This window comes from Salinibacter sp. 10B (assembly GCF_002954405.1).
Lineage (GTDB): Bacteria > Bacteroidota > Rhodothermia > Rhodothermales > Salinibacteraceae > Salinibacter.
The window spans coordinates 1,516,882-1,529,256 of record NZ_MQWC01000004.1 but is presented as its reverse complement, the minus strand read 5'-3'; the positions used below and the strand labels follow the sequence as shown (position 1 = coordinate 1,529,256).

General features: G+C 62.4%; 12 protein-coding genes. 10 read left to right on the top strand and 2 right to left on the bottom strand.

What is annotated here, in order from left to right; translation table 11 throughout:
- Window positions 1–92 precede the first annotated feature (92 nt).
- From BSZ35_RS06525 to BSZ35_RS06510, 4 genes are all read left to right on the top strand, one after another.
- On the top strand, window positions 93–1,292 hold the full coding sequence (locus tag BSZ35_RS06525; protein ID WP_105011680.1) for an endonuclease/exonuclease/phosphatase family protein: 1,200 nt from the start codon (window positions 93–95) through the stop codon (window positions 1,290–1,292).
- 34 nt (window positions 1,293–1,326) lie between these two features.
- Window positions 1,327–1,755, top strand: coding sequence for a secondary thiamine-phosphate synthase enzyme YjbQ (locus BSZ35_RS06520; protein ID WP_105011679.1), 429 nt, complete (start codon window positions 1,327–1,329; stop codon window positions 1,753–1,755).
- Window positions 1,756–1,893: 138 nt separating this feature from the next.
- A complete protein-coding gene (locus tag BSZ35_RS06515) occupies window positions 1,894–3,222 on the top strand; it encodes a mechanosensitive ion channel domain-containing protein (protein ID WP_105011678.1) in 1,329 nt (442 codons plus the stop codon).
- Between the two features lie 139 nt (window positions 3,223–3,361).
- A complete protein-coding gene (locus BSZ35_RS06510) occupies window positions 3,362–4,222 on the top strand; it encodes a 3-hydroxybutyryl-CoA dehydrogenase (protein ID WP_105013761.1) in 861 nt (286 codons plus the stop codon).
- A 72-nt stretch (window positions 4,223–4,294) separates the two neighbouring features.
- Here the strand turns inward: BSZ35_RS06510 and glmM are convergent, their stop codons facing one another.
- Window positions 4,295–5,704: a phosphoglucosamine mutase gene (gene glmM, locus BSZ35_RS06505; RefSeq protein WP_105011677.1), complete on the bottom strand. Its 1,410-nt coding sequence runs from the start codon at window positions 5,702–5,704 to the stop codon at window positions 4,295–4,297.
- 195 nt (window positions 5,705–5,899) lie between these two features.
- On the opposite strand from glmM, the gene BSZ35_RS06500 reads away from it, so the two are divergent.
- The 4 genes from BSZ35_RS06500 to BSZ35_RS06485 all read left to right on the top strand — a co-directional run bounded on the left by BSZ35_RS06500 (window position 5,900) and on the right by BSZ35_RS06485 (window position 9,808).
- Window positions 5,900–6,889, top strand: a complete 990-nt coding sequence (locus BSZ35_RS06500) for a COX15/CtaA family protein (RefSeq protein ID WP_105011676.1) — start codon at window positions 5,900–5,902, stop codon at window positions 6,887–6,889.
- 46 nt (window positions 6,890–6,935) lie between these two features.
- Entirely contained in the window at window positions 6,936–7,880 is a 945-nt protein-coding gene (cyoE, locus tag BSZ35_RS06495; protein WP_105011675.1) for a heme o synthase, read from the top strand.
- 88 nt (window positions 7,881–7,968) lie between these two features.
- Entirely contained in the window at window positions 7,969–8,943 is a 975-nt protein-coding gene (locus BSZ35_RS06490) for an ABC transporter ATP-binding protein (protein WP_105011674.1), read from the top strand.
- Between the two features lie 85 nt (window positions 8,944–9,028).
- Window positions 9,029–9,808 carry an ABC transporter permease gene (locus BSZ35_RS06485; protein ID WP_105011673.1) on the top strand — a complete coding sequence of 260 codons (780 nt, stop codon included), beginning with the start codon at window positions 9,029–9,031 and terminating at the stop codon, window positions 9,806–9,808.
- Window positions 9,809–9,907: 99 nt separating this feature from the next.
- On the opposite strand, the gene BSZ35_RS06480 is transcribed toward BSZ35_RS06485, so the two are convergent.
- Window positions 9,908–10,387, bottom strand: coding sequence for a hypothetical protein (locus BSZ35_RS06480; protein WP_105011672.1), 480 nt, complete (start codon window positions 10,385–10,387; stop codon window positions 9,908–9,910).
- A 399-nt stretch (window positions 10,388–10,786) separates the two neighbouring features.
- Between BSZ35_RS06480 and rlmN the strand changes: the two genes are divergently transcribed.
- Window positions 10,787–11,890: a 23S rRNA (adenine(2503)-C(2))-methyltransferase RlmN gene (rlmN, locus tag BSZ35_RS06475; protein WP_105011671.1), complete on the top strand. Its 1,104-nt coding sequence runs from the start codon at window positions 10,787–10,789 to the stop codon at window positions 11,888–11,890.
- A gap of 209 nt (window positions 11,891–12,099) precedes the next feature.
- On the top strand, window positions 12,100–12,357 hold the full coding sequence (locus BSZ35_RS06470; RefSeq protein WP_105011670.1) for a hypothetical protein: 258 nt from the start codon (window positions 12,100–12,102) through the stop codon (window positions 12,355–12,357).
- Window positions 12,358–12,375: the final 18 nt, after the last annotated feature.

The window sequence follows — 12,375 nt, the reverse complement described above, 5'->3', positions numbered from 1 at the left end:
GCTGCCAAAACGCAAATCCCAAACTTCTTGTGCTGCCACCTCCTCTACGAGAAACCAACATCCAGCCACTTGGAATCCTCTGCGGACTGCTGATGTGTCTGTTTTGGCTCAGCGGGTGTGGGGAGACTGACGAGCCCGTCCCCCCTGCCTCGGTGCGGGTGATGACCTACAATATTGAAGACGTGCGCACCCAGGACCTGAGACGCACGGATCATCCGCGCTTGAAACAGGCGGCGGCTCGAATCCAGGCCTTGTCGCCGGACATTCTGCTCGTAAATGAGATGACGTACGACCAGCCCGGGGCGCCGGGATACGAGAGCGGGGATCCGGAGGGCTTGAACGCACAGCGGTTCGTCGAGAACTACCTTTCGACGCCGCAGGCCGATACGTTGGAGGGCGTCACGTACCAGACCGTCATGCTCCCGGTAAATACGGGGCTTTCGAGTGGGTATGACCTCAACAACGACGGGCGGGTGGTGACGGAGGTCCCCACGGTGCCGCCTTCTCCCGAAAATGGGAGGGTAGCGCAGCAAACGGCCCAGGGCCGGGCCTACGGAAACGATGCATGGGGCTTTGGCACCTTCCCGGGGCAGTACGGCATGGCTCTTTTCGTACGGAACGATCTGGAGATTCTCCGCGATTCCATCCGTACCTTTCGGTTCTTTCCGTGGTCTCAGATGCCGAATGCGGCAGAGCCCATCGATTCGGCGAGCGGGGAGCCGTGGTACACACCGGACGAGTGGCAGTCCTTTCGACTCTCGTCGAAGAGTCATTGGGACGTGCCGGTGCGTCTGCCGGACGGCACCGTCGTTCACGTGCTGGCGAGCCATCCGACCCCTCCGGCCTTTGACGGGACGGCTCAGCGCAACGCCCGTCGCAATCACGACGAAATTCAGTTCTGGGTCGATTATCTGGACGGGGCGGCCTACATTGAAGACGATTCCAGCCGGAGCGGAGGCCTTGCCGACGATGCATCGTTTGTGGTCGTGGGCGATCTCAACGCGGATCCGGACGATCAGGGCGTCTACCGGCAGGCTATTCGCGAGCTCGTGAGCCATGGACGCGTCCACGGCGGGCCGGCTCCGACGGCATCCCCCGCCGGACAGGCCGCTTTTCCCAGCCTCGATCCGAACGATACGGCCCGCTGGGGCAGCCGAGTGGATTACGTGTTACCGTCGGCCACCCTGTCGATTGATACCAGTGGGGTCTGGCGCCCTGTGTCGCGAGATACGACCGCCGTGTCCGCCAGCGATCATTTTCCTGTCTGGGTAGACGTGCATCCCCGTTCGTAGCGCTTCGACTCTTCATAACCGATGGCTCTTCTGTATGGACTGGCTTCAGCGGACGATCACTCTGGACCCCAAATCGCGCGGCTTTCACTTGGTGACCGACGAGGTCTTGGCCGCGCTTCCTGAGATTCGGGACGTGCGCGTGGGACTGCTTCACGTTTTTCTCCAGCACACCTCGGCCTCACTCACCATTAATGAGAATGCGGCCCCTGCCGTACGCGGCGATCTGGAGCGGCACTTCGACGAGATGGTGCCCGAGAATCAGCCGTACTACCAGCATACGATTGAGGGCCCCGACGACATGCCCGCCCACATCAAGGCGTCGATGCTCGACACGAGTCTCTCCGTCCCGGTACAAGATGGGGCGGTGGCTTTTGGCACGTGGCAGGGCATCTACCTGAACGAGCACAGAAACAACGGGGGCGCCCGGTCGCTGGTACTCACGCTGCAGGGGGAGTGGGCGTAGACGGGAGAACGCACGGAGGTGGGGCATGTGGACTCCGTCTTGTCGCGTGTGCGGCCAGCTGGATGCGCGACTTGCACCTGCGCGGACGCCGTGTTAGAATGCGGTCTCTGCGTCCTCCTTGTTTGAGCCTCTCGATTGATGTCGTTCTCTCTTCGTGTGCTCCTCGCGTTTGGCGTAAGCCTGGGGATTCTGTTCGGGGAGGGGCGTCCCGTACAGGCGCAGGCCCCGTCCATTTCGGCCGACACGGGGAGGGTGGCCCCCGTCGCAACGGCGCCCGACTCGGCGGATGCAGTTTTGGAGATGCGGTTGCAAGGCCTCTACGACCAGATCGAGGCCTTTCGCGACATTCAGGTGCGTGTGCAGCAGGGCGTGGTGCACCTGGAGGGAAGTGTAGTGCAGCCTCAACAGGCCGATGAGGCGGCGGAACTGGCCCGGTCGCTCCCCGGCGTTCTCTACGTGGCAAACGACGTGTCGGCCCAGACGGATCTCGCAGACCGGGTGACGCCCGCCTTTTCGCGGCTGCAGAGCTATGGGACTGCCTTCATCGAATTCCTGCCGGTGGGACTCCTGGCATTGGTCGTGATCCTGGTCACAATGGGCACGGCACGGTGGATTGGGGGATGGGGCGTGCCGGAGCGCATGCGCGTGAGCCCGCTGGCGTGGGGGCTCGTGCGGCGCATTGTCCAGATCGCCGTGGCGCTCGTGGGACTCGTCGTGACGTTCGACCTGCTGGGCGTGACCTCGCTGGTGGGGGCACTGCTCGGCACGGCGGGAGTGGCGGGCTTGGCTGTTGGCTTTGCGTTTCAGGACATCATTGAAAACTACCTGGCCGGTGTCCTGCTGAGCGTCCGGCAGCCCTTTCGGGTGAACGATGTCGTGGCGATGGCCGATCAGGAAGGCCGTGTCGTGCGGCTCACGGCCCGCGAGGTCGTTCTCCTCACGTTTGACGGCAACCACGTGCGCCTGCCAAACGCTACGGTCTTCAAAAGCGTAATTACCAACTACACGCTCAATGCCCAGCGGCTTTTTTCTTTCGACGTTGGGGTAAGCGTGGAGGAAGACCTCACGGAGGTGCAGCAGGTGGGGATCGACACGCTCGATGCGATGAAGGGCGTTTTGGCCGAACCGCCGCCCTTCGCTCGGGTCCGGGAACTGGGCGATTCGGCCGTGATTGTGCGCCTCCACGGGTGGGTGGATCAGGATCAGGCCGACTTTCACAAGGTGCAGAGCGAGGCGGTTCGTCTCGTGAAACAGGCCTACGATGAGCACGACGTGGAAATGCCGGAGCCGACCTACCGGCTTCAACTCTACCGGGCCGGCGATGCTGCCCCGCACGCGCCGAAGGGACCTGCCAGTCCGGTTGTCGAACAGGCACAGCAGATCGACGTCAATCCCGACCAGCGACTCGAACGCAAGGTGGAGGAGGATCTTCGTACGTCCGACGAATCGAATTTGCTGTCGCGGTAGGCGCTGTGTGCCGGGGGGCGGCCGGGAACCGGAAGAGCCCACCGGAAATTCGTCTCGCGGAAGTCGACAGGGACGGAAGCGCTTTCTTTTCTTTCGGTACACGCGATTCTCTCACACACAGCTCTTTCTGATTGTATCCATGTCTCGCATTCAACAGACCGCCGTCGTAGGTGCCGGCACGATGGGAAACGGCATTGCCCACGTGTTTGCCCTGCACGGCCACGACGTGACCCTCATTGACGTTGATCAGGACCGGCTCGACGCCGCCGTGACGACCATAGAGGAGAATCTGAATCGACAGGTGGATAAGGACAAGATTGGATCGGGCGAACGGGAGGAGGCACTGGATCGGCTGCAGACCACCACCGACACGGCGGAAGGGGTCGCCGACGTGGGGCTTGCGGTGGAGGCCGTGCCGGAGGAGCAGGAGCTGAAGGCCGAGATCTTTGGCACGCTCGACCGCCACGCGCCCGATGACGCCATTCTCGCCTCCAACACCTCCTCGATTTCCATCACCTGGATTGCGGCGCAGACCGAGCGGCCGGCGCGGGTGATCGGGATGCACTTCTTCAATCCTGTGCCTGTCATGACCCTGGTGGAAGTGGTGCGCGGCCAGCGGACGAGCGAGGCCACGTTCGACACCGTGTCGGGACTGGCAGAGGAACTGGACAAGAAGCCAGTGGAGGTGGAGGACTATCCCGGCTTTGTGTCGAACCGTGTGCTGATGCCGATGATTAACGAGGCCGTGTTCTGCGTGATGGAGGGCGTGGCCGACCCGGACGACATCGACACGGTGATGACGCTCGGCATGAATCACCCGATGGGGCCGCTCACGCTCGCCGACTTCATTGGACTGGACGTGTGTCTCCACATCATGGAGGTTCTCCACGAGGAGCTGGGAGACGACAAGTATCGTCCGTGTCCCCTCCTTCGCCGCAAGGTGACGGCCGGCCAACTCGGACGCAAGACGGGCGAGGGCTTCTTTTCCTATGATGCGTGAATCGGGAGTCGGGAGCCGTGAGGACGTGACGCGTGAGAGCGGTTCCCCGATCACGGCTCACGCATCACGACGCTACGCCGCTTCGAGGGCTTCAATCAGATCGCGGAGCTCGGTTTTGAAGCGGTCGGCGAGGGCCTGGGCCTCGTCCTCGGTCGGGGCCTCGGCGTAGACGCGGAGGATGGGCTCGGTGTTGGAGGGACGCATGTGCACCCAGCGGTCGGGGAAGTTAATTTTGAGCCCATCGATCGTAGATGTGTCGGCTTCCTCGTATTCGTGGCCCAGTTCCGTGAGGAGCCGTTCGGGGGGAAGGTCGGGAAGGGGCAGCTTGTCCTTCACCATGGCGTAGTGCGGCAGCGCATCGTGGAGGGCGCTCAGGGGCTGCCCCGTCTCGGCCAGGTGCTGAAGGACAAAAGCAGTGCCGGCCAGTGCATCGCGACCATAGTGGAGGTCGGGAACGATGACGCCGCCGTTACCCTCGCCCCCAAGTACGGCGTCGACCTCGTACATGCGCTGCACGACGTTGATTTCGCCGACGGCCGAGCGGTAGACGGACTGGTCGTGCTTGGCGGCCACATCCTCAATGGCGCGGGAGGAGGAGAGGTTGGTGACGAATGGCCCCTTGCGGTGCTGCCAGAGAAAGTCGGCGGCAAGAACCTGCGTAAGCTCCTCGAGCACGAACCGCCCCTGATCGTCCACGAGGGCAAGCCGGTCGGCGTCCGGGTCCACGGCGAGGCCCAGGTCGGCACCGAGTTCCGGCACAGCGTTCGTGAGCTCTGTGAGGTGCGCGGGTCGCGGCTCAGCCGGGTGGGCAAACTGGCCCGTAGGCTCGCAGTTAAGACAATGGACGTTGTCCTCCGCCACGCCGAGGCGGTGAAGCAGGCGCGGCAACGCAATGCCTCCTACGGAGTTGATGCCATCGACGACGACCGAGAGATTCGTCGCGGCAATCTTCTGAGGATCGATGAGATCAAGTGCCAGGATGGCGTCGATGTGATCGGGGAGCGCGTCCCGTGTGGTGTAGCTGCCCAGGTCGCCGTACCGCACCGGAGAGGCGTCGCTCGCGTCGGCCCGATCGATAATCGTATCTCCCTGCTCCGGGGTCAGAAACTCCCCCTTTTCGTTGAGCAGCTTCAGGGCGTTCCACTCTTCGGGATTGTGAGAGGCAGAGAGGATGATGCCCCCCGCCGCGTTGTTGTCCAGCACGGCCATCTCCACGGTGGGGGTAGAGGCCAGTCCTATGTCCAGCACGTCGCAGCCCATGCCGCGCAGCGTCCCAATGACGATTTGGGCACAGGCCTCGCCCGAGGGGCGTGCGTCGCGTCCCACGACCACAAGCGGAGCACGCTCTTCGGATTGGGCGCGTTCGTAGCACCAGGAGCCGTAGGCGCCGGCGTATCGAACGAGGACGGAGGGGTCGAGCCCGTCGCCCACGATGCCGCGGACGCCGGAGATGGAGGCAATGAGAGTACCGTTCGTGGACATGGCAAGGGAGGGAGAGCGAAAAAGGGGCGAGTTGTGAGAACGGGACGCGTACGAGGCACCGATCGCCAGTGCTCATCGGACGGGTTCCGTTCGCGGCTGCTTCATGGAACCGAGAGCCCCCCCTTCCGTGCCAGAAAACGGTGGAAATGAAGACGAAAAATCCCGCTGTCATCTCCGTGGTGCACCACCCGTTCCATGAGTACTGCTACGTCATCGTCGTCTGATTTGCACTGGGCTTGGCGCCGTCGCTTCTCGTGGCTTACCGTTTTTACCACCGTCCTTTTGATTAGTTGGGGAGGCGTCGTCACCAGCATTGGGGCCGGCATGGCATTTCCGGATTGGCCCACGTCGCTCGGGTCCTATAACCTCCTAAACCCAGTGGACGAGTGGTGGGCGGTGCCGGCCTATCTTGCGGAGCACGGCCATCGTCTCATTGCGAGCCTTGTGGGGATGATGACGGTGGTTCTGGCCGGATGGACGTGGTGGTCCGATCCTCGGGCCTGGATGCGCAAGCTGGGCGTTGCCGCCGTGGTGCTCGTGGTTGCGCAGGGCATTCTCGGGGGGCTTCGGGTCCTTTGGGTGTCGATCGACCTGGCCGCCGTTCACGCCTGCGTCGCGCAGCTCTTCTTTGCTCTCCTCGTGGCGATGACGCTGTTTACCACTGAGACGTGGCGGAAGAGCCGTGGCGTTTTGCCGGCGGGGACGAAGGGGCGGTGGCTGCGCAGGATGGCCTACGCCGCCACGGGGGGGATTTACCTGCAAATTGTACTCGGGGCCCTGCTGCGACATAGCGGCGGGGGGGTATCGCCCGGATTTACGGCCTTCCACGTGACCGGGGCGTTTGTGGTGGTGGGATTGGTATTGTCGGTTTTCGTCGCGGCCGAAAAGAACTTCGACGACATTCCGACGGTGCGGCGAGCCGCCTGGTCGCTGCTGGGGGCAATGGGACTGCAGTTTATCCTTGGCTTGGCCGCGCTGCTCGTGATGTTGTATGCGGAGCCGCAGAGTGGACTCAGCCTCTTCTCGGTCCTGCTCACCGTCGGGCATCTCGTGGTGGGCGCCTTGCTGTTTGGAACGTCGATTGTTACGACCCTTTTGGTGGCCCGGCCTTCGGAGGAGGGATCGTCAGCCCCGTCTGTGAATTCAACATCTCACGAGCCGGCACTGGCCGGTACGGAGTCGTAACGCTTCCCTCGTTTTTCTCATTGTTTGCTCCACGATTGCTTGACCCATGGCTGATTCCTCAAATCGGTCGTCTTCGTCCGTGACGGCCGTGTCTGCATCTGAGGATGTGACCGTGACGGGGAAGCGATCGGTAGGGGGGGTGCTGCGAGACTACCTGGAGCTCGCCAAACCGGAAATCTCGTCCGTCGTCACCATGTCGGCCTTTGCCGGATTTCTGGTCGGGTCGCCCACGGGGATTGATGGCTGGACGCTGCTGTGGACCATGCTTGGGGTGGCGCTTTGTGCCGGGGGAGTAGGCGTGCTCAATCACTTGTTTGAGCGACGCTACGATGCGCAGATGAAGCGTACGGCGGCGCGTCCGTTGCCGGCGGGGCGGGTGAGCCCCACGGAGGCCCGTCGGCTTGGCATTGCGATGGTATGCACGGCCGTCGGGATTTTGTGTCCGCTCGTCAACGTTATCACGGCTGTCGTTGCCACCCTCACGGCGGTATTGTATCTCTTCGTGTATACCCCACTCAAGCGGGTGACGAAGTGGAATACCCTGATTGGGACCGTGCCGGGAGCACTGCCAGCGCTTGGGGGGTACACAGCTGCCACGGGACATCTCGGGGCGGGGGGGTGGGCCGTTTTTGGCATTCTGGCCTGCTGGCAGATGCCGCACTTTTTGTCCCTGGCCTGGATGTACCGAAACGACTACGAGCGGGGCGACTATGCTATGCTGCCTGTGGTGGAGCCGGAGGGCGACTCGACGGCCCGGCAAATGATTGGCTTTGCGGCCTTGCTCTTGCCGCTGAGTGTGCTTCCGACCATGGTCAGCAGTGCCGGCTGGATCTACGGGGTCGGCGCTGTGCCCCTGGGACTTTGGTTTCTGTGGACGACGATTGTCTTCTACGGAGAGCGTACGGGCCAAAAGGCGAAGCGCGTTCTGAAAGCGTCGGTGCTTTACGTCCCGGCCCTCGTGGCGCTGCTGATGGTCGACTGGTTCGTTTAACGTGAGCCGTGACGCGTGATGCGTGAGAGATGCTCGCAGTCACGCTTTACGAATCACGCATCACGAGATCTATTTCCAACCACCGTTTATGGCTTCCGCTCCTGCCGTTCACATTCAGGGCGTCACGCACCGCTACGGCACGCACGAGGCCCTGCGGGACGTGTCGCTGCGGGTCGCGCCAGGGACGCTCTACGGCGTTCTAGGCCCAAATGGCAGCGGCAAGACGACATTGTTCCGAATTCTGAGTACTCTCATGCCTCCATCGGACGGGGAGGCCCGCGTGTTCGGCCGGGATACGAGCGAAGAGGCGGATGCCGTGCGACAAATGCTGGGGGTGGTCTTTCAGGAGCCTGCCCTCGACGAGAACCTGACTGTACGAGAGAATCTGCGCATTCAGGGCGCGCTTTATGGCCTGCACGGCGCGGATCGGCAGGCCCGAATCGACACGCTCTTGGAACGGCTCGACGTAGCAGATCGGGCTGACGATCCAGTGTCCGAGCTATCGGGCGGATTGCGGCGGCGTGCAGACCTTGCCCGGGGGCTTCTGCACCGTCCCGAGCTCCTGCTGCTCGACGAGCCCACGACGGGCCTCGATCCGGGCGCACGCCGAGCCTTCTGGGCCGCCATCGAACGTCTGCGGGAGGTTGAGGGCACGACCCTCTTGTTGGCGACCCATCTCATGGATGAGGCCGAGCGGTGCGACCGGGTGGGCATTTTGTCTGAGGGGAGGCTCGTTGCCGATGATTCGCCGGCAGCCCTCAAGGCCGAGCTGGGACGTGAGACGCTGTGGCTCGACACCGATAAGCCCACCGCGCTCCGCGACCGGATTGATGCACAGTTCGGGGTCTCAACGCGCATCGTAGGCGCGATGGTGCAGGTAGCTCCGTCGGATCCTCCTTCGTTCCTGTCGGCGTTGTACGAGGCGTTGGGGAACTATATCCGCAGTGCAACAATCCGCACGCCCACGCTGGAAGACGTGTTCATGGTCCACGCAGGGGTTCTGCCGGGGGACTCCCGGGAGAAGGTGCTTACGCGCAACGCTGATCCCGAAGGGCCGTCCTGATGAACGCGAGGTACCGGTACCGTACCTCACCGGATTGCTTCACGTACTCATTCCCCCACGCTCATACGTCCACACCTTAGACGAAATGCAGGCACTTCGTACCATTGGGGCCCTCACCGGTCGAGAGATGCTGAAGTTTGTGCGTGACCGGAGTCGCGTGTTGGGAGCACTCGCGCAGCCCCTTGCGCTTTGGGTGCTGCTAGGACTGGGATTTCAAAATACCTTTCGTCCGCCGGGCGGCGTCGGCGAAAGCTACGTGTCTTTCTTGTTTCCAGGAATCCTGGCCCTCGTTCTTCTTTTCACGGCCATCTTTTCGACGATTTCCATCGTTGAGGAACGAACGTCTGGGTTTTTACAGGCCGTGATGGTTGCCCCCACGCCCCGCACGGCGCTTGTTTTTGGGACAGTCCTTGGGGGCACGCTACTCGCGACCGTACAGGCCCTGCTGTTTCTGGGGGCCCTTCCTCTCATTGATCTCTCGCCGGGGGGGAGCGGCATTGCCATGGTCGCTGCGATCTGCCTAAACACGGGGCTGGCGTTTACGGCGCTCGGAGTCGCCATTGCCTGGCGGATGGACACGACGCGGGGATTTCACGCCGTCATGAACCTCTTCCTGCTGCCGCTCTGGTTTCTCTCGGGGGCAATGTTTCCGGTAGAGGGGGCGGCTCCTGTACTGCAATGGCTCGTGTGGGGGAATCCGGTCTCCTACGCCGTGAGTGGCCTGCGGCACGGACTGCATGGCTTTGCGACAGAGACTGCTACGTTGGCCGGGCCGGCGGTGTGTCTGGCAGTGACGGGCGGGTTTGCAATTCTCATGATTGGGCTGGCGGTCTGGCAGGTACGGCAGCCGTTCTTTGAGACGTAGGATGGGAGGGGCGGTCAAGGAATGTGATGGTTCCCCCGCGGGGGCACATGCACTGAAGTACAGTCCCCAACCGCACAACGGTCAACAATCAAACGGTTCCTAGAAGCTGAACGAGCACGAAATGCCCCACCAGGATTCTTCGTTGGTCGTGATGGTGTAGGTAGGGCCAAGCGCGAGCTGGCTTCCGGACGATGTCTCGACACCGGCTGCGACTCGGGATCGGAAGATCCAGGCCTGATTTTGCTCTTCCTCTACCAGAATGCTTCGTCCTCCTCCGATTTGGACCTTCGTGAAGAGCTGGCCCTGCGTGTAACTCACTTCAGGTCCGAGAATGCCCGTAATGCGTCGAATTTCTCCCTGCGGGAGAGGACTGACGTTGTATCCGAGCCGGAGGGTGGCCGAAACGTCCACGTCCGACTCCTGAATCGGAAGCCGACCGGTGACACCGGCCTGAAATCCCGTCTTGGCGTAGGAGAATGATCCGGTGGGGACGGTCAGGCCCGCTTCTCCGTAGACGTATTGCCCGAAGGCGGGACAGACGAGGAAGGTGGAAAGCAGGACGATGAGGAGTCCGCGCATTGGAAAGAGGCGAAATATGAGAGTCAAAGAAGGTGGAAGAGGGCCGCTCGAGCGTGCCGCGAGCTGTGTTCGGGAGGAACTCCACCGCAGCTCCGCGTCACCTGAGGGCGAAACCGTCAACGCGGTTCCCGCTCGGACAGTCCTGTCCGCAGCAGGGGGGCATGTGACGTATCGGCGGCGCCAGGCAACAGTGGAGGGAGTGGGGCGGAAGCGCCGCGTGTAGGTCCCGCTCACGGGGCGTGGGGCCCGGTGGAATGACACTGCATTTCAAAGATACACATTGACTGTCGAATCGCAACAGGTGTATGCTTAAGAGAGCATGGGACGGCACAGGAGCGAAGCATCGAATGACGACGCCCCCGAAACGTCCCCCTTCCCTTTGGCGTTCCGTTTGTTGATATGCCGAAACCCAAGACTGCTTCACATACTGTTGGCACCGCCGACGACCGCGTGGATCTGAAGACGATGAACCGTGCAGCCCTAGCGGACTTCGTGGCCGAGCATGGCGAACCGCGCTATCGCGGCGAGCAGCTTTTTCACTGGATGTACGGAAAGGGCGTTTCCGATTTCGAGCGAATGTCGAATTTGCCGAAACGGATGCGCCGCGGGCTGCAGCGACAGGCGACCGTTGAGGATATCGAAATTGTCGAGCAGCAACAGGCGGCCGACCAGACGGTGAAGGCGCTTTTCCAATTGCCGTCGGGGCGGGAGGCGGAGACGGTGCTCATTCCGGCGATCGACGAGCGGGGCGAAGCACAACGCCTCACGGTGTGCGTGTCCAGCCAAGTGGGCTGTGCGATGGGCTGCGAGTTTTGCGCGACCGGCCTGATGGGCTTCCGCGAAAACCTGACGCCGGGGGCCATTTTCGATCAGGTGTGGCACATGAACGAGGTGGCCGAGGAGCGCTTCGGGCGACCCGTGACGAACGTCGTCTTTATGGGCATGGGCGAGCCGCTGCTCAACTACGATGCTGTGCTTGATAGCATCGACATCCTGACCGACGAGGACAGCCTCAACCTCTCGGCGCAGAAGATTACGGTGTCGACGGTCGGGCTTGCCCGTCGCATCAAGGATTTGGCCGACGACCAACTGCGTACCAACCTGGCAGTGTCGCTGCACGCGCCGGACAACGAGACGCGCAGCAGCATCATGCCGGTGAATGAGGCCGAAAAGACGAGCCTGCCGGCACTGAAGGAGGCGCTTCAGTACTACTCGCGGACGACCGGTCGCCAGATTACCTACGAATATTGCCTCTTTAAGGGCGTGAACGACAGCGAAGAAGACGCCCGGAATCTTGCGGAGGTCGCGCGCTGGGCGCCGAGCAAGGTCAATCTCCTCATGTACAATCCGGTGACGGGGCTCAACTTCGAGCGCACGAGCCAGGAGCAGCTTGACCGGTTTGTGCAGGTGCTCGTGCAGGAGGGCGTGACGGTGACGGTGCGGCAGAGTCGGGGACAGGACATCGACGCGGCATGTGGTCAGCTCGCCAGTGACGAGGAGTGATAGGCGAGAGGAAAAGGGCGAAGAGGACTGAGACTCAAAGGTTGAGGATCGATCACCCCACACCGAAACGAAAGACGCCTTTCTCCCATCGCCTTTCGCCTCTCGTCTCCTTCGATTCTCGATCTTCGATCCTCGGCTTGGTCAGGTCCGATTCGCTCATTGCTCCCACGTTGTCCTCAACGATCTATTCTGATTCCCACCTCTCTGCCATGATCTTCCAACGCTTCGACACCCCCGACTGGCTCACGCGTCTCTTCCAGGGAGCCCTCGGCATCCTCGGGTTTTACGCGGCCATCCGGTTCTTGCCCCGCGTGCTCAAGAGCATGACCCGCCGCTTTCTCTTCGGCCTCATCGGTGAGATCCTGCTGGTGGCCCTCGGCCTCTTCCTCACCCGCCGCGCTACGGACGGTCCGCGCCGCCGGGAACCGCTCAACGGAAAAGAGCCCTCCCCATCCTCCTCTTCGTGACAAGGAGCGTCTCGTTCA